The sequence below is a fragment of the Neoalteromonas facilis genome, assembly GCF_002807665.1.
GTDB lineage: Bacteria > Pseudomonadota > Gammaproteobacteria > Enterobacterales > Alteromonadaceae > Alteromonas_E > Alteromonas_E facilis.
Map to the genome: position 1 here is coordinate 185,682 of NZ_PEAY01000004.1, position 22,694 is coordinate 208,375.

Genomic DNA, 22,694 nt, shown 5'->3' on the forward strand with positions numbered 1-22,694 from the left:
GTTAAAGTAGTCGGACGATCATTGTCAGGCCCGAGACCACCCCACTTGGTGAGGTGACCGTTATGCTCACCGTCGCATTTATTGGGTCGTCGTCAACGGTAAGGTCGTTGGTTAAAACAAATTCTAAACTGCTACCGCCGGCACGATTATTTTTGTTGATGCTTATATCCGTTTGACCAGCGACGCTGCCGCTACTGGTTTCAACTAGTACGCTCGTATCAGACGGCATTGTTTGTTCTGCAGTATCCCTCACGCGCAACGTAAAGCTCGCGCTTTCGCCTCTTGCAATGTTCAATACTGGGCTATTACTGCCGCCACCGTAATTGTTCACCAACTCTACATTGTTCTCGAGCACGCTGATTAACGCGTTTGATGATGCCATGATCATAACCAAAGCGCGTCTTACATGAAGACCATTGGCTCCGCAGTTATTGGCCTGACATTGAGGCCCATCAAATGCCGCATTGGCTTGGCTAAAGGTGCCGTTGCCATCGTAATCGAGGAAAACTTCAACTGCATCGTAACTATCGTTTTCATTATCATCGCGCCACGCTTCGGAAATATCTGCAAAGCCGGTGGTGTTGGATGAAGGCAAGCCAAAACCGCTGTCTCCACCTAAATTGAGTGCCCCGCCGTCCTCATCGTCATACACATTATTGCCATTACTGTCGTACAGTGTTTCGTGACCAATAGCAGTGGCCAAGACGGTCACACGGTGATCATCTACGCGAGGGTCTGCGCTTGTCCATTCAACAGAACAACTGCCATTTAACGTGGTACAACTGGGTTGGATCTGACCACCTTCGGTGGTGAAAGATACCGCTGTACCGTCAGGCACGGGATTATTAAATGCGTCGGCTAAATACGCAGTGACGGTCACTTGCTGGCCATTTATGCTTGCGGCTTCTGGATTCGGGTTGCTAGTAGATAACGAAAAACTATTTTGGTCTGGCAATCCTGTATTGACGGTTAGAATGTCGGACTGTGTTGAAATAACCGTGTTGTCCGCAGTTGTGGTGCTGGCAGACACACGGACAGCCGTGGGTACGTTACCTGCCGTAACACGCGTGCTCACTTGTCCTTGGGAATTGGTTAACCCTTCAGCGGGGGATAAACTTAAGCCACCAACCGTTGTACTGAGTTCAAATTGTACCGCTTTCTGTGCTAGCGGATTGCCCAACTCTCCATTGACCTGAAAGGTTACCGTAGACACCGAGGCGCTGCCCTGCCCGCCTGTCCCTTGAAGTACTATGGAACTTGGTTCTGCCGTAACAAACTCAATAGAGCCGATGGACTCTGGCAATAGTTCAATACTGCGAGATATCGTTAGTGGCGTGTTGTTCACCAATACTGTCGCGGTAATAATATCGTCATTGCCGGCACCGCTGGCACAATTAATATCCTCATAGGTTGAGCTTGCGCGGCCATTTACGGTGGCGACGTTCTCATCTATTGTGGCTTTTCCATCGGTGACACAACTTGAAGAGAAGGTTATCGGTGTGCTTCCCACTATCGGGTTATCGTCAGCATCAGCTAACCCTACGAGTAACCCCAATGTAGCACCAGCACCGATGACGATGTCTTGTTCACTACTAGCACCGGTAACGCCCAGCACGTCTTCGAAAAACACATCGTTTTCAAAATAACCAATCCTGACAACATCTTGTTCTACTGCATCGACAGATTGGATTTCGTAGTTAAGCGTATTGACCAGCGAGTCAGTGTCATCACCAAAAATGGTAACGGTGGCGATACCTGCACCGATGTTGTCTGTCTCCGCTGTTAATACCACCTCAGCCATTCCTTGTGCGTTTGTTAGCACGTCTGTGATCGCCAAATTCCCGCGAGTAACACTAAAGGTTAGGATTTCATTTTCGACAGGAGCGCCATCAGCACTCAGCAACATAGCCTGCAAGCGGACTTGCTGATCGGCTTTAAAACGCAGCGTAGAATCGCCAACCTGATTAAACATTGTCAGAGACAGTGTTGCTGGCGCACTGCTGTTGTTATCACTCGCAACGAATTCAATTGCGGCTTGATCTTGTAATGTGGAGTAACTCGCAGACACACTGCCCGCGCCTAAAAGACCGTCTTGTGCACTCAGAAATACTTGTGCAATACCGCTTTGATTAGTGACTTTAGATTCAATATCCAGCACCCCAATGGCGCTGGTGAATTCAATTATTTGGTTACCGAGAGGAACGCCATCTTCGGTCAAAGTGGCTTGTATACACGCCGTTTCATCAGCGGCAAAGCTGTTCACGCTAATGGCTGCACAATTTGCATCTAAAACTTCAAGTACTAACGCAACAACGGGCTCAGGGGGCGTATAATTATCATCAAATGGGGCTTCCCCATTTTCACCTGAACTACCATTGCATGCGGCTAATAAAAGGGTTACGAGACTGATGAGTAGGTAGCGGTATGACGTCATATTGTTATTGCTCTTGTATGAATTCTTTGAGGTATTTAAACAATTCGCGTGCTGCTGCGGGCGGCTTTTGTTCTTTAAGCTCTTTCGCGGCTTTGCGTTGTAACTGGCGTAGCTTCTGACGCTCCAGTTCGGGATGTTCATCAACTAAAGGATTAATTGCTTTATCGCCTTGCTTAACAATTCGATCACGCAACGTTTCAAGGTAGTGAAAGTGCGCGTTCGCTTGTTGGTGTTTGCTGGTGAGTAAGCTTACCGCTTGCTCTATCGGTGAAGTGTCGCGCATTCTCATGAGCTTGCCGAGGAACTGCAGTTGGCGACGAAAGCCATCTTTCTTACGATTGATTTTGCGTGCCAGCGTAATGGCGTCCAGTAGTTCATCGTCGAGCGGCATCTTGGCTAAATGGGCGTCACTCATGTCTACCAAGGTTAACGCTAACTTTTGCTTTGCTTCGGCTTCACGCTTTAACTGCGATTTACTTTTTTCCTGCTCGTCTTGCCAATTATCGTCGGCAAACCAGTCTTCATTGGAATCCATGTTTGAGGCAGTCATTTGTAACTCTTTAATGATACACTTACTCTGATTGTAACGTGGTGTACCGCCAGTGGGTAGTGAAACTTGAATATGCAAATAGAACAACAATTAGATGAAATAAAAGCAAAAGTCGCAGATGCATTAGCGCTAGCTGTGCAAAAAGGCGCAACCCACGCGGAAGCGAGTATGTCTCGGGTTGAAGGTATCGCAGTTTCAGCCCGTTTAGGTGAAGTAGAAAACGTCGAATTTAACAATGATGGCGGGTTGGGAATATCGGTTTATGTAGGTCAGTGCAAAGGCAGCGCATCAACCGCCGATTTAAGTGCTGACGCGTTACGTCAGACCGTTGAGAAGGCTGTCGATATTGCAAAATATACCAGCGAAGATCCATGCGCAGGTATTGCCGATGAAGCCTTGATCGCGAAAGACATTCCAGATTGTGATTTGTATCATCCGCAAGCCTTGGATACTGAGCAGGCGTTGCAGTATGCACTTGAAGCGGAGCAGGCCGCGCTTGAGTACGACAGTAAAATAACCAACTCAGATGGCGCTTCTTATAATGCGAATTTAGGCTTACGAGTCTATGGGAATACGCATGGCATTCTCGCAGGCTATCCCAGTAGTCGTTACAGTTTAAGTTGTGTCGTGATTGGCGAGAAAGACGGTGATATGCAGCGAGACTACAGTTTCACCGTAAACCGTAAAGCCGATTTGTTACATACCCCTGCGCAAGTGGGTCGTGAGGCCGCTGAGCATACGATCAGTCGATTGGGGGCACGTAAAATTGGAACCGCTAAGGTCCCGGTGTTGTTCCATCGCGATATTGCCAGTGGATTGTTCGGGCATTTTGTCAGTGCCATTAGCGGAGGAAGCCTGTATCGCAAGTCTTCGTTTTTACTCGATAGCAAAGGGAAACAGCTATTTCCAAATTGGTTGTCAATTCAAGAACGCCCACACATTGCTGCAGGACTTGCCAGTTCTCCCTTTGATCATGAAGGCGTTACAACTTTAGACGCTGATATTGTCACAGATGGTGTGTTGCAAGATTATTTGTTAACGACCTATTCAGCACGCAAACTGGGATTACAATCTAACGGCCATGCGGGTGGGATCCACAATTGGCTCGTCAGTCATACAGGCCAGTCGGATGAAGAATTGTTGAAAAATATGGGGACTGGCCTTCTAGTCACAGAGTTAATGGGGCAGGGTGTAAATATAGTGACCGGTGACTATTCTCGCGGCGCAGCCGGGTTCTGGGTAGAGAACGGTGTAATTCAATACCCCGTTCATGAAATCACCATTGCCGGTTCGCTAGAAGATATGTTTGCAAATATTGTCGCGATTGGCGCGGAACAAGAAGGTCGTGGTGCAATTACGACGGGGTCTATATTGGTCGGAGAGATGAATGTGGCTGGTAACTAACCAGCCACTTTTCGATTAGGCATCCACACTGCCGCAGAAACGGTAACCTTCACCATGAATGGTGACAATCAATTCTACTTCACCTGGATCAGATTCAAAGTGTTTACGGATACGTCGAATAGTTACATCCACGGTGCGGTCATTGGGGCGTAATTCACGGCCCGTCATTTCCATAATCAGTTGCTCTCGGGTGAGGATCTTACCGGGATTGCTCAAAAACAGGTGTAAGGCTCTGAATTCACTGCGAGGAAGACGGAATTCTTTGCCATTTGGTGACACTAATGAGCGGCTATCACCGTCCAGCGTCCAGCCGTTGAAGCTTACACGGCTAGGTAGGTCATCATCATCAGAAGCACTGGTAGTGCGAGATAATAAATTGCGCGCGCGGATTGTCAGTTCTCTTGGGTTAAAAGGCTTGGTGAGATAATCGTCAGCGCCAATTTCTAATCCAAGAATACGATCGACATCGTTGTCTCTACCGGTCAGGAATATCAAACCTACATTCTTTCTGTCTCGCACTTCACGCGCCAAGATCAATCCGTTTTTACCGGGCAAATTGATATCCATGATCACCAAATTGATTGGATGATTTGTAAAGTAGTCGTGCATCTGATCGCCATTTTCAGCTTCGAATACATTGTATCCTTCTGCTTCGAACAAGCTCTTTAAAGTTGTTCTCGTTACGACTTCATCTTCAACAATCAATATATTTGGCGTTTGCATTTTTTTTACCATTCTAACCAAGTATTTACTTCATCTTCACAGAGTAAGGATTAATCTGCGAAATTCAAGTTATTCATATCGCCCAGTGAGTACCTTATTGGCTTGGGTGATTTTAACCGGGAATATTATATCAAATTTAACGCCTTCGCCGGGTTTACTTTCAACGGTAATTGAGCCATTTAACGCTTGAGTCACTAAGTTGTATACCAAGTGCATACCTAAGCCTGATCCACCTTGTCCACGTTTAGTGGTAACGAAGGGGTCAAAAATACGCTTACGCAGGTCATCGGGTATGCCTTTACCGTCATCTATGTACACAAGGTGAAGATTGCGCTTGCCAGAAATGGTCGCGGTAAGCGTAATATTGCCTTCCTCAATATCTTCAAAGCCGTGCAGGATTGAGTTCATGATCAAGTTGATCAGAATTTGATTGATAGGGCCAGCTTTAGACTCGATACACAGTTCAGAATCGCACTCTACATTAATGTGATGTTTGAGCTTTTTCAGGCGCGGGCGTAACGACAATAAAATTTCGTCGATTAGTTGCTCAAGCACGAATACGCGGCTGGTTTCACTGGATTGGTCAACAGCGACTTGCTTAAAGCTAGAAATAAGTTCTGCTGCGCGGTTAAGGTTGCGGTAAATAATATTGAGATTTTCTTCGCCTTCATTGATGAACTTCTGCATCGCACTGGCTTTAAGATTTTTATTCTCAAAGTCATCTTTGAGGCTTTTTAAACGGTCGAGCATCATAGTTGAAGCCGTAACACCCAATCCGATCGGCGTATTAACCTCATGGGCAACCCCTGCGACCATGTCACCCAATGACGCCATTTTTTCGTTTTGTACAATCTGACGCTGGAACTGGTGCAGTTTTTCTAACGTTTGTATCAATTCTTGGTTGGCTTCTTTTAGTGCGGTTGTACGCTGGCTCACCATTTCCTCAAGACCTGCATTGAGTGATTGATACTCTTGCTCCATAGATTGGTTTCTTTCGATGTAACCTTGCATGCGTTTGAGAAGGTTGTTTAGCGCATCACTGAGTTCGGCAGTATCGGCTGTTGTATCAGCGCCAGCTCTTTGTTCATAGTCTCCTGAACGTGCCACTCGACGCAAAAATTGCACTAACTCACCAATGGGTTCACTGATGACACGTTCAAATCGCCAGGCCAAAAATGCAGCGAATATTAAAATGCAGGTAGCGAGTATCAACGAACGGATCAAGCTTTCAGACAAAAACTCTTGATAATCTTCATCACTTAAACGGATATATAACAACCCAATCTCACCCGTTTCACTCGTTATTGGGTGCATGTATTCAGTGCCGTATTCGAACGTTCTAGGTTGAATTAATCGAGCGAGATCTTTGGATGTGCGTTTAGGGATTTGGGGTTGCCCAATGCGATCATAGGTCGCTTGGATGCTGTCGTTGTCTAAAGGGCCTTCATTAACTGCGATTGGGTTTAAGTAAACATGCACGGTTAAAATTGAGGGTATCTCCGACAGGTGAGACAAAATATCTTCAGGCCAGCCACGAATATCATCTCGATAGACTTTTTCTAACAGGACAACTTCGCGGGAAATAAGAGAAGCAACACTTTTAATTTTCTGATTGCGTTCTAATTGATGGAATTCATTACTGGAAAAAATCTTCTCGGCTATCGCACTACCAACCGTTACAAGCGTTACAAATAACACCATTGCAACAAATAAAAACTTGATTGAAAGTCGATTTGAATGGTCAGCCATTCCAGAACATGCCTTAAAAAACAATGCCGATTATTTGTTCACTTTAGCAAGCACTCACCAATTCGCCAACAATTAACTGCACAGTTTGTTTTTACGATGAGGCTAATATCGAAGAAGTTGGAGAAGATCCTGTTGGGTAAGTGACCAATCCTCAAGCCATATCAGTGCTTGCTCTTTTGTTTTGTCGTCACTTTGGCCCCCGATTAAGGGTTCAAAATCGGACACACAAACGCAAATCGTGGGTGTTAAAATCTTTCCGTTTGCCACGTAATTCGGATCGGTCTTTTTAACAATTGTACGCTCGCACGTATATTCCCTTTGAGGATTCTCAATACATTGCGCAGGTGTTTGTGCGAATGCATGTGAGCTCAGTAATAGCGAACAAAAGTAAAGAGATGGGATCCTGATATTCATCGTGTGTGCTCGTATATTTCAACGTACTCTTGCGCCGCTCTTTCCCACGTAAAGCGTGTATGCATGGCGCGATGCTGCATGGTTGCAAATGTTTTGGGATCTTCGTAATAGCTCAATAGCGCCCGTCTTATGCAGTCGAGTAAAGCTTGTGGTTGAGGCGTATGGAACGCAAATCCGGTAGCGCTCTCGGGGCATTCTTCAGCATCAACAACAGTATCTTTTAATCCGCCTACAGCTCGCACGATGGGCAAAGTTCCGTAGGCAAGGCTGTACATTTGATTTAAGCCACAGGGCTCAAACTCGGACGGCATCAAAAAGAAGTCACACCCGGCTTCTACCCAGTGTGCATACTGATTGCTGAATCCATGAATAAAAGTGAATTTCTTGTTGTAACGCTGGCTTAAATGTTTGAGCTGCTCGACTACTGTTGGGTCACCTGTTCCGACAATCACTAATTGAACTTGGTGAGCTAACAAGCGTTCTAGAATTGGCATGATATAGCCAAATCCTTTCTGAGTGGTTAAACGGCAAACCATACCAATAAGTGGTACTTTTGCTTTTTTCGGGAGCTTGGCAAAGGACTGCAATGTAGCCTTGCATTGACGCTTACCCGCCATATCATCAGCATTGAAATGATGCTCAATAAACTGATCGGTTGATGGATCCCATTGACTGTAGTCACAGCCATTTAACACACCGTACAGCCGAGTTGCCCGAGGTCTTAATACGCCGGATAAGCCATGACTGCCTAGGTCAGTTAGCAATTCTTTTGCATAATTGGGGCTGACAGAAGTAATGCTATCACTGTACTGGAGACCGGTTTGCAAAAAGTTGAAGTAGCCTCCAGAGTCCGCTGGTAATTGATCCGCTATATTTCGAAGGATAGGAACAGACGTTGCAGCAAATACCCCCTGAAAAGCAGCGTTGTGGATGGTCAATACGGAGCGCGTATTAGCAAATTCTTCAACCAATGAAGGGTCACTGTTCTTTCTCATTAGCGCAGGCAGCAACCCGGTGTGCCAATCGTTACAATGTAAAATATCTGGGATAAACCCTAAGTGGCTCAGGGCGACCAGCACGGCTTGTGAAAAGAACGCAAAACGTTGCCCGTTGTCAGGAAATTCATCGTAACCATCGGTGTATAAACCATCGCGCATGAAATAGTCAGGCGCATCAAGTAAATATACTGTAACGCCGTGGAGGGTTAGTTGCTTAACCCCTAAGGTAATGGTCTCGTTGCCATTGTGTATCGCTAGCGGTAAGCATGCATCGGATAGACTCGCTTGAGCCGCGATGCTTTTATACAACGGCATAACAATTCGAACATCGTGGCCAAGTTGTTTAAGCGCCATAGGCAGCGCTTTACCAACATCAGCTAGGCCACCCGTTTTAACTAGATCTTCTACTTCAGAAACAGCAAATGCGATGCGCATGGTTAAACTCAATCCTCTACTTTATGTGCATGTTAAGCGAAGCTTTTATGAAATCAAACTCACTTTTTAATCGCGTGGTACACACTAAACTTGTTCGAGCGCTGGCAATCAGGTTGCCGATTGAAGTTTTGGTCGATGAGTTCGGGGTAGGGTAAAAACCGATTCGCGACAATAAATAAATGGCCTTGGCGAGATAACTTGTCTTTTGCATTGCGAATAAATTGTTCCGTGATGCTGTAGTCAGTTTCTTTTCCGCTGTGAAAAGGCGGGTTTGAGACAATGTTGTCGAAATCGCGTTGCCATTGATTCAATCCATTTGATGCAATGACTTCACCTTCAAGATTATTCAATCGTAAAGTGTGTTCGCAGCAATACAAGGCAAGCGCATTGATATCGGAATAGTACACTTTGAGTTGAGGTTGTCGAAGATTCAAATAACTGCCGACAACGCCTGCACCACAGGCAAAATCAAGGCAGGTCTTACCGGTAATAGTAGGCAAAGACGAGAGTAACAACTCGGTACCAGGATCTAACCCATCCGCACTAAACACCCCGGGTAAACTTGCAACCTGCCAAGATAGTTCTTTTAGTGAGTAAGTGTTCACTTTTAGGTATTTGTTCAAGTTAAAAGCAAATTGTGTTGGGTTTTCAACTAGCCAAATTGCGCAGTGGCGAGCGGCATCATATTTTTGCGCTTCACCAAACGTTTGCTTTAAACGCTTTCCGACACTTTTTATTCCACTGTCGTTACCGCCTACAATGGCAATGGTACCACCGGCCTTGACTACGCTTCTGGCATTATCAATAAGGAAGTTTGCTTGGGGTTTGGATTGTGGCAAGTAGATCACGGCACCGTCGTATAAGTCTTGCGTTGCCGCTACGTGTGTGCCGAATGATTGATGCCGTCCTTTACCCTCACAGCGCTGAAAGTGGGTGTAATATTGGTGGAAACCATCAATATTGTTACTTTGTAATGCGTCAAACACATCACCGTCACTGGGATTGATAAATACCCAGTTACCCTCAGCAAAAAGCTGTTCGTTGCGTATCAGGAGTTGGTCGGCACCACTAAGCATTATTCAGTTCGCTCGAAAATGAGATCCCAAACACCGTGGCCTAATCGCTGGCCACGTGTTTCAAATTTAGTAATAGGTCTGTAGTCTGGTCTTGGCACGTAGTCATTAGTGGCTGCCGTGTTCTTGAAGCCCTCCGCCTGCTGCATAACTTCTAACATATGCTCTGCGTATGGCTCCCAATCGGTCGCCATGTGAAATGTGCCACCGATAGCGATTTTGTTGCGTAATTTCTGCACGAATTCCGGTTGCACAATACGACGTTTGTGGTGACGTTTTTTGTGCCAAGGATCGGGAAAATACAATTGAAGGCGGTCTAAGCTGTTATCTTTTACGCATTTGTCGAGTACCTCGACCGCATCGCGCTCAAACACACGTAAGTTTGTTACGCCAGCTTCATCAGCACTGCTTAAACACGCACCAACGCCTGGGCGGTGTACTTCTATACCAACAAAGTTGAGGTTAGGGGCTGCTGCGGCCATTTCAACTAACGATGCCCCCATGCCGAATCCAATTTCTAACACGACAGGATTGTCATTACCGAATACGTCAGCAAAATTGAGTACGCCATCATCGATGGTTAAACCCATAGTAGGCCAGCACTTTTCTAACGCTCGTGCCTGACCTTTAGTTAAACGGCCTTCACGCTTCACGTAGCTTTTTACTTTACTGATATATACGCCAGCAGCTTCTGCTTCGGCTTGATTCTTAAATTGCCCCATAACAATGACCCTTACTGCATTTGCGCGGCATTATCCTAGGTTAGCGGATGAATGCAAATCCTGCGATGCGAAGTGAGTAAATTAATTCGCAATTAATGCAGCACATTCACTGGGCCGGGTAAGCATCATCATGTGCGCTGTATTCTCTAGGCGGTGATAAGTAGCATTTTGCATCGATGCGGCTAAGGTCTTAATGTCATCAGCAGGCGCGATACTGTCGGCTTGGGCACATATAAAGCGGATAGGAATAGACAAGCGCTGCAGGCGTTTCCGTAGGTCCTCGCGTGGCGTGGTAGCCATCATTTGATGTTTCAACGTTGCACCACCTAAATCATTCGACATTTTCATTACTGTTTGAGTTAGCGCGTCATTTTTTAATTCTTCTGGCGTGAAGTAGCTACTTAGGCGAGCGCGAGTCATACCCTGATAGCGGCCATTGTCTATTGCGCTAATTATGGCTTTGCGCGTTGATGTTTCTGCAGCACTCAACCCGCAAGGGTTGTATCCAATTAGCGTAACAGAGGCCACGCTTTTGCTCTCAAGCGCAGCTAGCGCGGCTACGTACCCCCCCATAGAATACCCTACAAGGTGAACGGCGTTGTCGAAGTAGCCAATGCGATCATGGGTTAACGTTAACATTTGTTCTAAATCGTTTGCCCATTGCAACGGAACATACTGCCGAGTCCCAGGGGAAAACTGCATGTGCTGCCACACCGGTAGCCAAATTCTTTCATCACACAGGGTGCCGGGCAAAAACAAGGTGGGTTCAGTTATTGCGTACATGATAGGTCATTGAGTGAACTTTATTGGTATTATACGCGAATAGAGATAAAGACTTGAACTTTACGAGTGTTATGACGTTTTCGGAAAAAGTGCTGACGTGGTTTGATATTCACGGGCGTAAACATTTACCGTGGCAACAATCGATATCTGCTTATCGTGTATGGGTGTCTGAGATCATGTTGCAGCAAACGCAAGTTGCTACCGTGATCCCCTATTTTGAACGCTTTATGCAGCGTTTCCCTTCGGTTACTGATTTAGCAAAGGCGCCTATCGATGAAGTGTTACATTTATGGACAGGGCTTGGGTACTACGCGAGAGCACGTAATTTACATAAAGCTGCAAACGTAATACTCGAACAGTTTGAGGGTAAGTTTCCCACGTCGTTTGACGATGTTGTCAGTTTGCCGGGGATCGGGAGATCAACCGCTGGCGCTATTTTATCCATCGCAGAGCGGCAGCCCCATGCGATTTTAGATGGCAATGTAAAACGCGTGCTAGCGCGCTATTTTGCTGTTGATGGGTGGCCAGGGGCTCCTGCGGTTGCCAATCAGCTTTGGGCTTATGCAGAAGAGGTTTTACCGCAAGCGCGTAATCACCATTATACCCAAGCGATGATGGATCTCGGCGCGACATTGTGTACTCGCTCAAACCCAAAGTGTGAGTCTTGCCCCTTACAACAAGGCTGTTTGGCATATGTGCAGGGGCGTCAGCAAGAACTGCCGGGGAAGAAGCCTAAAAAAGCCCTGCCGGAGAAATCTGTAGTATTAGCGATTCCGTTTTTGCATGGCAGTGTGCTGATGCATCAGCGCCCACCTAGCGGTATCTGGGGCGGCTTGTGGGGATTTGAAGAGTTTACTGATATAGACTCGTTGAGTGCAAGTATGAAAAAACGATTTGGTGATCCGCTTGATGTCATGCAGCAAACATTGGCTTCATTTCGTCATACTTTCAGCCACTTCCATCTTGATATCCACCCAGTATTGGTAAATGTAGGGCGCCAAGTGAGTTATCAAGTTAATGATCAACCCACGCTGTGGTTTGATATACAAGATCCACCCAATGTGGGGGTGTCTGCACCGACTGAACGTATCGTGAAAGCTATAAAAACTGATATCCTAGTCACAAGTTAACGTAATAGAGACCTTTATGAGCAGACAAATATATTGTCAATTTTTAAAGCAAGACGCTGAAGGGATGGATTTTCAACTTTACCCAGGCGAAGTCGGGAAACGCATCTTTGAAAATATTTCGAAGCAGGCTTGGGCAGAATGGCAACAAAAGCAAACGATGCTGATTAACGAGCATAAGCTGAATATGATGGAGCCTGAATCACGCAAATTTCTTGAAAAAACCATGGTGGCTTACTTATTTGAAGGCATAGAACCCGCCATCGAAGGTTATGTACCGCCGCAAAAGTAAGCATTCGGTGAATAATTGAAGTAAAAACGGTGATTGTTTAGCCAATTGCACAAATCAATGCAAAAAGCTGTTGACTTGAGGGTACGAAATCCGTTTAATACGCACCCACGCCCAGATAGCTCAGTTGGTAGAGCAGCGGATTGAAAATCCGCGTGTCGGTGGTTCGATCCCGCCTCTGGGCACCATTATTCAGAAAGCCTGCTTTTTAGCAGGTTTTTTTGTGTCTGGAATCCGCCACGCTCAGCGTGTCGATGCCGGTTACCGTGAGTTGCGATCCCGCCTCTGGGCACCATTATTCAGAAAGCCTGCTTTTTAGCAGGTTTTTTTGTGTCTGGAATCCGCCACGCTCAGCGTGTCGATGCCGGCTATAATAATTAATTGATTTAATTATCTTCGCTGCCCTTAACTTTTTTACATGCCCTCAAATCGCTAAAACAGGTGGTGCATACTCCTAAACCAGCTAACCCTGTAAAAACCCAGGCCATTAATAGCTGTGCAGTGCTCCCCTGAATTCGCATATCACCATTAATTGTTGAAAGAGCCAGTATTGCAATTACCAATAACTGCCATAACACCCACAGCGCCAATCATTACCGTCCAAATCCCTAGGCCGTCAATAGAACCCAACATCCATCTGGTTACTGCGCATGCCAACGCAAAAAGAAACGAAAAACCTAACTTCATATCCGCCTCCACATACGTGCTGTTAAAAGTGTATTTTCGATCGTTGCGCTTCCAATCAGCGCTTTGAAAGTTGAGGTAAAATTTCATTTACAAGCAGTTTTAGTGGAGCAAACTGCTCAATGGAATTAAATGCATTACCTATAAAAGTGGCAACCAAGGCAATTTCAGGAATGATAATTATAAAGTTACCGCCGTTACCATGAGCATAGATCATATGCACAGTATCAGTTCCGTTAGGCACATACATTGACCACCACAACATGCCATATTGCTCTCTCCGTTCGGGCACAGGGGTCTGTACAGCGGTAATTTTTGCAATCCACTTTTCGCTAACAATTTGCTTTCCGTGCCAACGCCCTTTATTTAACACCAGTAAACCTATTTTGTGTAGGTCGCTTAAGCGCATCTTCAGGTGCCCTCCGGTATCTGTGCGCCCTTTGGGGGTCGTCTCCCAGTGAATATCTTCAATTCCCATTTTAGAAAATAAATACTTGTCGGCAAATACGGGGACTGGCATCTCTGTCTGGGAGGTGATTATTTCTCCCAAAGCAATTACATTGCCGGTGCAGTAATTAAAATGCTCACCTGGTTCAAAAGCAACCGGTTTTGAAGACCAAAAGCCAATCCAGTCGTGACTTTGATACATCTTATCTTCATGCCCTACAGAGGCTGAAACCCAATCATTGCACGCCAACCCTGAGCGCATTGTAAGTAAATCGTGCACGGTAATAGATGTTTTTTGTACATCGACAGCTATTGATGAACTTGAAAAATATTGGGGCAGAAAAAGGGATACCGGCGTACGAAGCAATGATTCCGTATCAAATGCTTCACTAACACCAAATAATAACGCAGTAATACTCTTGGTTGCAGAGCGGATATCTACAGGTTTATTTGCATTGTGCGAATCCTTTAGGGCTATAAGAAGCGTTTCAGGGCTTTCGCCAATAGACAACTTTGCTCCCAATATGTGAGGGTACTCATGACCTGATATTCGCTTAGAGATAGACGCCAGCTCACCGTTGCTCTGGGCCATGGCAGCTTCAGCAGAAAATATAAAAAATATATATAGTAGTGTTGTTTTCAAAGTTAGAAGGTTGCCAGTAGTTGCTGATTTAAATGTGTCGCAAACTCTTCCACCAAAGTTTAAAAGCATAAAGTCACGGTTTGTATTCATGGAAAGGAATAAAATGTGTGCGTGAGTTGCAACCCTGCCCTATCTTTTATGCTTCAGATAATGCTCGGTCAATTGGTTGCATTTTTGGTTCGAACGATGTCTGTTTCGCGACTTTCTAATGAGTGAAACAAAACACCTTTGGAAAACACATCAAAATTGGGGCTGCTGTTTTGAGTAATTTGGGATGTATGCCCATGCTCGTCCGTTTTAAGTAGTTGGTAATGGTCATTGTGCCAACGTTGCCAATACCAATTGTCTTCCAGTTTTCTTAGGTTAAATCTAGCTCCCGTCATTATATTTAGGTTCTCTGCCCTGGGTATTGAAATGGGGATTTGATCACTTCCTTGGTATAAATTGCCTAGCCTATCAAGCCATAGTGTATTGCTGTCATTATTCTCAAATCGAACAAATTGCCAATGGCCTCCGATGCTATTGGCCTCGTCAGTTTCAAGGTTGTAATTTTTAACTACCCACTCATTGTCTTGCTTTACACTGTAGTAGATCGTTTGCTCATCCTTAAACGACACAGACCTTATTTCAGTTTGCGGAATTTTGAGTTTTCGATGTGTGTATGTTTCTAAATCTATTATATGAATTTCATTGAGGGTAAGGCCTGCAAGCTTTTTGCCGCCCGGTGAAAATGCTAAATCAAGAAAATGCCTCTGGTCATTAAACTGGCTTATCTTGCGATGATTATTACCAGACAAATCCGCCAGCCATAATTCTTCTGTACCACTTGATAATCCGATATAGGCGATTTTGTCTTCTGCGGGACTTACGGTAGCTAATCTGTCATCCACTGAACTGTTCGCAACATTAAAGGGTTGACCGGATGAGAACAGAAATAGCCCAATATCAAGATTTCCTTTGCCCACAGGGAATAAATAGTCTTCTCCATTGGGATGGCGCTCTGGTGCATATAGCCGCTGAGAGCCTGCAAACACTACTTGTCTGTCTTGTCCGTTCAAATCATAACTTACTAACTGTACCGCAGGATGCTCACCCATCAATACAACACGATCACCAGAATGGTTCCAGATACCGCAACAAATATAAGCATCCAACTCAAACAAAAGACTCATTGCATTTGTGTCTAAATCCACTGAATAAAAGCCTAGCCAAAGCTCCTTAGTCGGTGAGGAAACTAGCAACTTGTTTTGTGTTGGATGTAAATCAAATGACAAGTTTCCACCTAAGAAAAGTGGTGGCTGATTGATTTTCCGACGCTTTTCAGTTGTTAAGTTGTATTCAAATAATTCATAAGGCAATTGCGAATTGGCCCGTTCTGCGAAAATGAGGACATCGTCATTGTGAGTAAATGCAATTTTTCCAAAACTACCGGCAGCGCAATTGTATATCAGCTCAGCGTCACCCAATACCATGTCGTTGAATGACTGAAGGTAATATCGACAGTATCCCTGCTTCGCCACTAAATAAACTAATTTGTCGCCCGCTTTATTCCAACTTGCTGGACCGATCCAGGCTTCATCATCGTCAACAGGTCTAACTTCTATTTTGGCGCTATTGGACAGTTGCTTAACGTAAAGCCGCATTATTCCATCACTTAATTCTGAATACGTTAGATATTGTTGATTAGGAGAAATGCGAGGATGTGACTCTTGACCTAATGCACTCGTCAGCGGCTTTAACTCTGTCATCACAGTCGATTCTTTACCTGTTGGCTGATACCAGAGAAAGAGCACAGCAACAAACAGGGGAACAACCAAGGCAATATATATTAGAAAAGGACGCTTACGTTTTTTAGGTTTAGACTCACTCAGGTCTTGCTCAGCCGTGATGGGTTGAACATTCGCTACAAACTTGTATCCCTTTTTAGGGAAAGTAGCGATAAATCTTGGGGCTTTAAGACTGTCTCCAAAATGTTTGCGGAGCTTGGTAATGGCGCGGTTGACGGCACTGTCGGTTACAGTGCGACCTAGCCATACTGCAGTAATGAGTTCGTCTCTGCTCAAAATAACATCGGGGTGCTGACAAAAGTGAGACAACAACTCAACAAGAATTGGCTCCAAAGACTGCTCATTTTCGCTGCGAGTTAATGTTTGTTGTTGATCACAAAAAACAAAGTCTTCTATTTGCCAGCGCATTGATAACTATCTCGGATTTAATTGAGGGAAAATTAGCACATGCAAAGGGCTAAATCATCAAAGGTCACAAAAAGTCATCTAAAAATCATGTCTAAATTCGGTACATAAATAGTCTTTACGCTTCTACTTTAAGAGTTGAGAAAGAGACACTATGAAAAATGTTGGATTACTATTGGCGCTGGTCAGTTTTCAGATCTTCGCCAGTCAAGATGCGATAGAAAATGGGTTGCGTGCCCCTGTTGCGTTTGAGAATGAATCGATAGAAACCTATTCTGTATACGAAAGACTTGCCCACTACAAAGTCCCTGCTATTAGTTTTGCATTAATTGAAAAGGGTGAAATTGCTTGGGCACAAGCTTATGGCACTACTTCAGCAACCTCAGAAGAAAAAGTTACTGTCGATACTGCTTTTCAGGCCGCATCTATCGCCAAACCGGTCACAGCATTTGGTGTTATGCGGATGAAAGACGAATCCATAATCAATATAAATAAAGATATAAACCAGTATTTAACGTCGCTAACATTGCCCGAAACTGAATTTACCATCGATGCAAAAATTTCATTTAAGAACTTGTTAGATCATACTTCTGGACTAACCGGTGGAGGGTATCAGGGGTATGTTAATAACAGCCCAATACCCTCTGATGTTCAAACGTTTCTCGGGCAAGGGCCTGCGACTAATCCAGCAACAGAAATCGAAGCCATACCAAACACTCAAGTCCTATATTCGGGCGCAGGATATACGTTGGCTGAAATTGCATTAAGCGATGTATTTGATCGACCTTTTGAAAGCATTATGGATGAGTGGGTGTTGTCGACATTGCAAATGAAAAATAGCTCATTTGCAATGGAGCACCCTAATAAGCCAGGGGTTCAAACAGCTATGGGGCATGATTCAAAAGGCAGTCAAATTGAAGGCGGATGGCGACGCCATCCTGAGCAGGCTGCTGCTGGCTTGTGGTCTACACCTAGTGATTTAGCAAAGCTGGCGCTAGAAATGACTAATGCTTTTAATGGAAATAGTAAGCTGTTATCGAAAGCTTCTGCGCACGAAATGTTGACCAAAGTCCTACCGGAGCAGGACCTAGCGGCTCAATTTGGGGGGCATCCAGCAATGACTTTTGTGATCAACGGCGAAAATGAAGAGTTTTTGTTCAAACATGCTGGCGGCACTTTCGGCTATCGGTGTTTTTTAATCATGTACCCCAATACAGGCAAAGGCGCAGTTTTCATGACAAATTCTGATGCAGGTTTTAGTGTTGGACTGGAAATGTTGAGAGCGGCATCTGACGTACACCATTGGCCGGATTACAAAATAACCTCATATCAACGTCGAACGCCTAATCCCAAAGAACAAGCAAGGTTTATTGGAACATATCAGTTTGAGGCGGGGTTGAGCGTGAAGGTAATTGCTACGACAAAAGCCGATGGTATGGCGATTGTATTTCCGAATGGAGATGTTTACCCACTTCTTGCGATTAAAGGAAATCACGCATACCTACACACAGACAGTGGTTTGGAGGTGAATTTTGATACTTCCTCTGATACACCCGTTATCTCACTTTACAATCAGTCTGGCAGAAAAGTTCAATCTCGGACTGTGAATTGAGTTATCTGGATTGCTGATAGTGAGGTATGTCCTCCCTATCAGCTCAGCCACAGATAGAGACGAAAATGATATTTAATGGTGTTGTCCTGCCTGTATTGAGCGTGATTTTCATCCCCTAGTAACTTGCCGAATCAAGCATAGTAGAGAAGGGCTGCTGTATAGACATGGTCGGTATTAGTATTTTCCCTCGAGTTCTTATTTGAGTTCCCTAACGGGCAGATTACGGGATTAAAAAATCGCGCATTGCGACTATCTTTTTGTGCCTGTGCCCCATGAATTTGATGTAGTGCAGGGGCTATTTACCGACTAGGTAATCTATCAACCAGGCTTTGGCGCTTTCGATATCTTCAAAGAATTCAATGTTGACGCCGGAGTCGGTATGTTGAGATAGGATATGCTCTTTGAACAAATGTGGGGCTTCAACTTCACCATAGACGTAGGCACTAACAATCAACCCTTTTTGAGTTGAGCCGCGCAACGTTTCTTTTATTTTTACCAACGAACCCTCTGGGATAACGCCCGGACCCTTCACGATGATCATGCTAGCCCAAGTCGGGGCATCAATGGTCTCGCGCACAGGCCCGACTACGCGTTCATAGTTGTCGAAGAATTCAATATTTACAGCACCGTCGATATAAACACTCAAAATACGATGCTCACTATCATAAACCGCTCGCACGTCACCGTGCGCTATGAATTCCATACTGCTACTTTGGCTCTATTGGTTGCTTATTGAAATATAATATAGACCAATAACGCCACAATGGATCAGTGAGTTGTGGAGAAAGCAGTGTGTTAGAACCGCCAATATTCATCATCCCAATGATGGGGTTATTTCTCGATACTGAAGAAGTGTTCGATCTTGTCTTTATTTTGCATCGCATCTTGATAGCCAAGTTCCATTAACTCGTCACAATAGGCATGAGTAAACATTAGATAGCTCGCAGCTGAAGCGCCTCCGCCTTTGACTGACGCGCCGGTGCAGCCCATAAAAAACCGGAGTGAGTTGGGTAAGCTTCTGATACGGCGCCGAGCAATAAGGTCAAGACGCTTGCTTGGTGAAATAATTAAGCTATCCACTTTACGCAAACGACCGGTTTCATCGAGTCGTTCTTCATTGATCAGAGCAAGTAATTCATTTATTCGTTCCATGTGTTCAATGTCACCTTCTATGGTATCGATAAAGGCACTATTGAATAACTGACCGACTATCTGAGCTAACGAAGGCGCATGACGTGGAGGTGCAAATTTACCGCTATGTCCCCATGGTCCGGCGGTTCTGTTGCCTGATACCCCGATAATAAAAAGTCGCTCGGCGCCTAGATGTAAGGCAGAACTAATGGGGGCTATTTGTCTCATTGCACCATCGCCAAAATACTCCTTACTTAATTTAACTGTAGGAAAGACTATCGGAATGGCGGACGAAGCCATCAAATGATCCACTGTGATGGGCATCGGAGCGCCTACTCTGCGATATCGTCGCCAGCCACGCAATGATGGGTGCCCTTGAAAGAAGCTAACTGATTCTCCTGAATTGTAGCCTAGTGCGGTGATGCAAAGTGCGCGGAGTTTTCCCTGATTGATGCGCTGTTGAATATTGTTAAATTGCACCACACTGCTCAACAAATCACGCAGAGGACTGTTGTCCAATAACGCCAATGGTGCTCGGTCGTGATAACCCTGAGTGAACAATGAGGTGATCACGCGTAATGTACCTAATGTCAGCTCGCCCCAACTGGTTTTTATCACATGTTCAAACTCAATATTCCGCCATGTATCGGCTAAGTCGTGCGCGGCAAAGCGAAAGGAACCAGGGTGAGCAGCAAGTGCTGCGGCATTAATCGCACCGGCCGATGTACCCGATATGATCTTAAAAGGATTTCTCAAGTGAGGCAGGATGTCTGATACCGCCAACAGTACACCGACCTGATAGGCTGCACGAGCGCCGCCGCCAGATAATATCAGTGCATTATTTTCCATTGAGGTCTCCACGTTTAAAAAGCCAGATCAATTGACGTGGATAATGAGGGAAAGCAAGGGCCATTAAGGTTAGATATACGCCGAAGAACATGTGCAAATGTTCATAGATAAAATTTCTGCTCGTTCGGCTTCGAAACAACATATCGATGCGATTTAACCTTATAGGCTTATACGCCATCAGCATAGTAGAGCATTTGAATATAATAAAGGTAAGACGTGTTACTTAAGCTGGGCTTAGGGAATGGCCCATAAATACTAACCAGCTTCTTAAGAATTTTTCGCTCAGTGTTTAAAGCGCGCAGACAAAGTATAAATACTGAACTACTATAGAATTAGGACGCTACGTAACGGTGTTCTAGTTTAGAATTAACACGCAACTTTGAGTTATCCACGAGGACTTCATGCAAAGTCATGGTCACGCAGACTTCTTATGGCGCGGTGATGTGTTATATCTTCACGCGTTTGGCCCTTTCAATTACGAAGGCGTGAATGAAGTTTACCAAGAATATATGAAGCAAATCGGCTCCCGAGATGGGCGTCCTTATAGAGTAATAGAGGTTTGGGACGATGAGACCTTAGCTTCTCCAGAAGCGATGAAAAAGATTGCGATGATGTGGCAACACCTACAACAAAACGGCTGCCTTTCCCTGGCAATCGTCGTAGCTAACACGATGCAAAAGAATCTATGTGAAGAAATGCTGCCTGTTATGGGCGCTATCTTTATGTCTCTTGAAGACGCTGAAAATTGGCTTCACTCTAATACCTAGAGAGTAGTTTCAATTTAACGTGCAGCTTAAATTGAAACAGCCTAACATACACCCCTGAATTTGATTCGTGCTTTACGGTTTTCGTTTTTGACCGACACACCATAGGCATTTCGCACTTTCAAGCGCGTCAGTAAAGGTCATTCAAGCAAAAGGGATCGTGTAAATGGATATCAGTATTGATGATTTAACTGATGGAAAAGTAATCGCTCTGCTCAATCAGCATTTGGAAGCGATGCATCAATATTCACCTGCAGAAAGTGTTCATGCCATTGACTTTGACAAGCTAAACGATCCTAACGTTACCTTTTGGTCAGTGAGAATCGGTGGCGAGCTAGCGGGATGTGGTGCTCTCAAAGTATTGTCGTCAAACGCCGCTGAATTGAAGTCGATGAAAACTGCAGATGCTTTTTTACGCCAAGGCGTTGCCGCGAGTTTGTTAGTGCATCTTATAGCGGAAGCCAAAGCGCGAGGTTATACCTCAGTGAGTTTAGAAACGGGCAGTCATGAAGCGTTTAAACCGGCTATTGCGCTATACAAGCGATTTGGTTTTGTTGAATGTGGCCCTTTCGCTGAATATAAACTGGACCCGTACAGCCGCTTCTTCACTAAGTTAATTTGAAAACGTTAGCTCTTTATAGAAAACCTGAGTTGATGCGCATAGGTTTTATGTGGCAAAGGGCATGACATTTGAAGGGAAGTACTTTTCTAAGGATATTAGCTCCTGATCAGAAATATATTTAACTATTTGATAAATATTGCTTTATATTAGTTTCCTCCTGAAGTGGGGGCCTCTATTTAAGTCGTTGACTAAGTCGCACTTTAATTTCCAATACCTAAAAGGATTTACTCTTGAAAACACTTGTTGCCTTGATGTTGTTTTTCTCATGCGTTGTGGTGCAAGCGGCAACATTTAAATCAATCAGTCCTGAACCCGCTCAAATTGTCACGGAAACACCGAAAGTTAACGTTGCTTTACCAGCATCTTATAAAATTAACGGCACTGAACGGTACCCCGTTTTGTATGTTCTCGATGGTGATTTAAATGCTGAGTTAGTGTATCGCATGCTTCATCGTTTGCATGCATCATCCGGTGCGAAAGAGCACATCATTGTTGGTATCGCGAGCGAAAATCGTCTGCGGGATTTTGCCCCGACGGTAAACCTCGATCCCAGAGGGCCTGTGGGTGAAGGTGGCGGTGGGGATAGATTTCTCGACTATATGGAAAATGTGCTAATTCCGCATATCGACGGCCAATACAGAACCAATGAGTTTAATGTGATTGCGGGTCATTCAGTCGCGGGGTTACTGGTGGTTCATAGCTTTCATAGTCGTCCCGAACTATTTCAAGCTCACATGGCGTTTAGCCCCGCTGTATGGTGGGGAGCGCGTGAGACGGCCATAGCAACTGAAGAATATGTCGTCTCTGATGAGCCTATTCAAAACTTTCTGTATATGGATATTGGCAGTGAAAACGGTGAAATGCGTGAGGTTTACGATTCTCTTGCTAAAACGCTGTTGAGAAACCGGAATCTGGATTTAACTTTGCAATTCGACAAGTTTGATCATGTGCAACATGATCTCACTATGGCTGCGGGACTTTTCAACGCGCTAACCGGACTTAACAAATACCAACATTCAGTAGGTATGTAGTTTAGGTTTGGCGTCAGC

General features: G+C 44.8%; 20 protein-coding genes and 1 tRNA gene. 8 read left to right on the forward strand and 13 right to left on the reverse strand.

The features are described 5' to 3' along the window. Position 1: 1 nt before the first annotated feature. Positions 2-2,434: an Ig-like domain-containing protein gene (locus tag CSH93_RS12210; protein WP_100643551.1), complete on the reverse strand. Its 2,433-nt coding sequence runs from the start codon at positions 2,432-2,434 to the stop codon at positions 2-4. A gap of 4 nt (positions 2,435-2,438) precedes the next feature. Continuing rightward, positions 2,439-2,984 carry a ribosome biogenesis factor YjgA gene (yjgA, locus tag CSH93_RS12215; protein ID WP_100643552.1) on the reverse strand — a complete coding sequence of 182 codons (546 nt, stop codon included), beginning with the start codon at positions 2,982-2,984 and terminating at the stop codon, positions 2,439-2,441. 72 nt (positions 2,985-3,056) lie between these two features. Between yjgA and pmbA the strand changes: the two genes are divergently transcribed. Further along, complete coding sequence (pmbA, locus tag CSH93_RS12220; protein WP_100643553.1) at positions 3,057-4,388, forward strand: metalloprotease PmbA; 1,332 nt, start codon at positions 3,057-3,059, stop codon at positions 4,386-4,388. A gap of 15 nt (positions 4,389-4,403) precedes the next feature. On the opposite strand, the gene arcA is transcribed toward pmbA, so the two are convergent. The 6 genes from arcA to CSH93_RS12255 form a co-directional block, all read right to left on the reverse strand. After that, positions 4,404-5,111, reverse strand: a complete 708-nt coding sequence (gene arcA / locus CSH93_RS12225) for a two-component system response regulator ArcA (RefSeq protein ID WP_100643554.1) — start codon at positions 5,109-5,111, stop codon at positions 4,404-4,406. Positions 5,112-5,180: 69 nt separating this feature from the next. Then, positions 5,181-6,860 carry a sensor histidine kinase gene (locus CSH93_RS12230; RefSeq protein WP_100643555.1) on the reverse strand — a complete coding sequence of 560 codons (1,680 nt, stop codon included), beginning with the start codon at positions 6,858-6,860 and terminating at the stop codon, positions 5,181-5,183. A 410-nt stretch (positions 6,861-7,270) separates the two neighbouring features. Further along, positions 7,271-8,707, reverse strand: coding sequence for a glycogen synthase GlgA (gene glgA / locus CSH93_RS12240; protein WP_100643557.1), 1,437 nt, complete (start codon positions 8,705-8,707; stop codon positions 7,271-7,273). Between the two features lie 59 nt (positions 8,708-8,766). Beyond that, the gene (locus tag CSH93_RS12245) at positions 8,767-9,783 is read right to left on the reverse strand and encodes a methyltransferase (protein ID WP_100643558.1); all 1,017 of its coding nucleotides are present in this window, start codon (positions 9,781-9,783) and stop codon (positions 8,767-8,769) included. Next, positions 9,783-10,502 carry a tRNA (guanosine(46)-N7)-methyltransferase TrmB gene (gene trmB / locus CSH93_RS12250; RefSeq protein WP_100643559.1) on the reverse strand — a complete coding sequence of 240 codons (720 nt, stop codon included), beginning with the start codon at positions 10,500-10,502 and terminating at the stop codon, positions 9,783-9,785. The genes CSH93_RS12245 and trmB overlap by 1 nt, the downstream gene beginning before the upstream one ends. An 81-nt stretch (positions 10,503-10,583) precedes the next feature. Further along, complete coding sequence (locus tag CSH93_RS12255; RefSeq protein ID WP_100643560.1) at positions 10,584-11,285, reverse strand: alpha/beta fold hydrolase; 702 nt, start codon at positions 11,283-11,285, stop codon at positions 10,584-10,586. A 71-nt stretch (positions 11,286-11,356) separates the two neighbouring features. Here CSH93_RS12255 and mutY point away from each other — a divergent pair, with 71 nt between their 5' ends. The 3 genes from mutY (at position 11,357) to CSH93_RS12270 (ending at position 12,889) form a co-directional block, all read left to right on the forward strand. Then, the gene (gene mutY / locus CSH93_RS12260) at positions 11,357-12,415 is read left to right on the forward strand and encodes an A/G-specific adenine glycosylase (protein WP_205663324.1); all 1,059 of its coding nucleotides are present in this window, start codon (positions 11,357-11,359) and stop codon (positions 12,413-12,415) included. 16 nt (positions 12,416-12,431) lie between these two features. Further along, positions 12,432-12,704, forward strand: coding sequence for an oxidative damage protection protein (locus tag CSH93_RS12265; RefSeq protein WP_100643561.1), 273 nt, complete (start codon positions 12,432-12,434; stop codon positions 12,702-12,704). Between the two features lie 109 nt (positions 12,705-12,813). Then, a tRNA-Phe gene (locus CSH93_RS12270) sits at positions 12,814-12,889 on the forward strand. Between the two features lie 340 nt (positions 12,890-13,229). On the opposite strand, the gene CSH93_RS17930 is transcribed toward CSH93_RS12270, so the two are convergent. The 3 genes from CSH93_RS17930 to CSH93_RS12285 all read right to left on the reverse strand — a co-directional run bounded on the left by CSH93_RS17930 (position 13,230) and on the right by CSH93_RS12285 (position 16,670). Beyond that, entirely contained in the window at positions 13,230-13,388 is a 159-nt protein-coding gene (locus tag CSH93_RS17930) for a hypothetical protein (RefSeq protein ID WP_164078361.1), read from the reverse strand. 55 nt (positions 13,389-13,443) lie between these two features. Next, on the reverse strand, positions 13,444-14,565 hold the full coding sequence (locus CSH93_RS12280) for a serine hydrolase domain-containing protein (protein WP_100643563.1): 1,122 nt from the start codon (positions 14,563-14,565) through the stop codon (positions 13,444-13,446). A gap of 68 nt (positions 14,566-14,633) precedes the next feature. Next, a complete protein-coding gene (locus CSH93_RS12285; protein ID WP_100643564.1) occupies positions 14,634-16,670 on the reverse strand; it encodes a winged helix-turn-helix domain-containing protein in 2,037 nt (678 codons plus the stop codon). Positions 16,671-16,821: 151 nt separating this feature from the next. On the opposite strand from CSH93_RS12285, the gene CSH93_RS12290 reads away from it, so the two are divergent. Further along, positions 16,822-18,279: a serine hydrolase domain-containing protein gene (locus CSH93_RS12290; RefSeq protein ID WP_100643565.1), complete on the forward strand. Its 1,458-nt coding sequence runs from the start codon at positions 16,822-16,824 to the stop codon at positions 18,277-18,279. A 295-nt stretch (positions 18,280-18,574) separates the two neighbouring features. On the opposite strand, the gene CSH93_RS12295 is transcribed toward CSH93_RS12290, so the two are convergent. Together CSH93_RS12295 and CSH93_RS12300 are read right to left on the reverse strand one after the other, a co-directional pair. Further along, positions 18,575-18,982, reverse strand: a complete 408-nt coding sequence (locus CSH93_RS12295) for a hypothetical protein (RefSeq protein ID WP_100643566.1) — start codon at positions 18,980-18,982, stop codon at positions 18,575-18,577. A gap of 128 nt (positions 18,983-19,110) precedes the next feature. Next, entirely contained in the window at positions 19,111-20,259 is a 1,149-nt protein-coding gene (locus CSH93_RS12300; protein ID WP_100643567.1) for a patatin-like phospholipase family protein, read from the reverse strand. 401 nt (positions 20,260-20,660) lie between these two features. On the opposite strand from CSH93_RS12300, the gene CSH93_RS12305 reads away from it, so the two are divergent. The 3 genes from CSH93_RS12305 (at position 20,661) to CSH93_RS12315 (ending at position 22,676) form a co-directional block, all read left to right on the forward strand. Beyond that, the gene (locus CSH93_RS12305) at positions 20,661-21,026 is read left to right on the forward strand and encodes a hypothetical protein (protein WP_100643568.1); all 366 of its coding nucleotides are present in this window, start codon (positions 20,661-20,663) and stop codon (positions 21,024-21,026) included. A gap of 163 nt (positions 21,027-21,189) precedes the next feature. Further along, on the forward strand, positions 21,190-21,645 hold the full coding sequence (locus CSH93_RS12310) for a GNAT family N-acetyltransferase (protein ID WP_100643569.1): 456 nt from the start codon (positions 21,190-21,192) through the stop codon (positions 21,643-21,645). 230 nt (positions 21,646-21,875) lie between these two features. Next, the gene (locus CSH93_RS12315; protein WP_240615595.1) at positions 21,876-22,676 is read left to right on the forward strand and encodes an alpha/beta hydrolase; all 801 of its coding nucleotides are present in this window, start codon (positions 21,876-21,878) and stop codon (positions 22,674-22,676) included. The last annotated feature ends 18 nt before the right edge of the window (positions 22,677-22,694 follow it).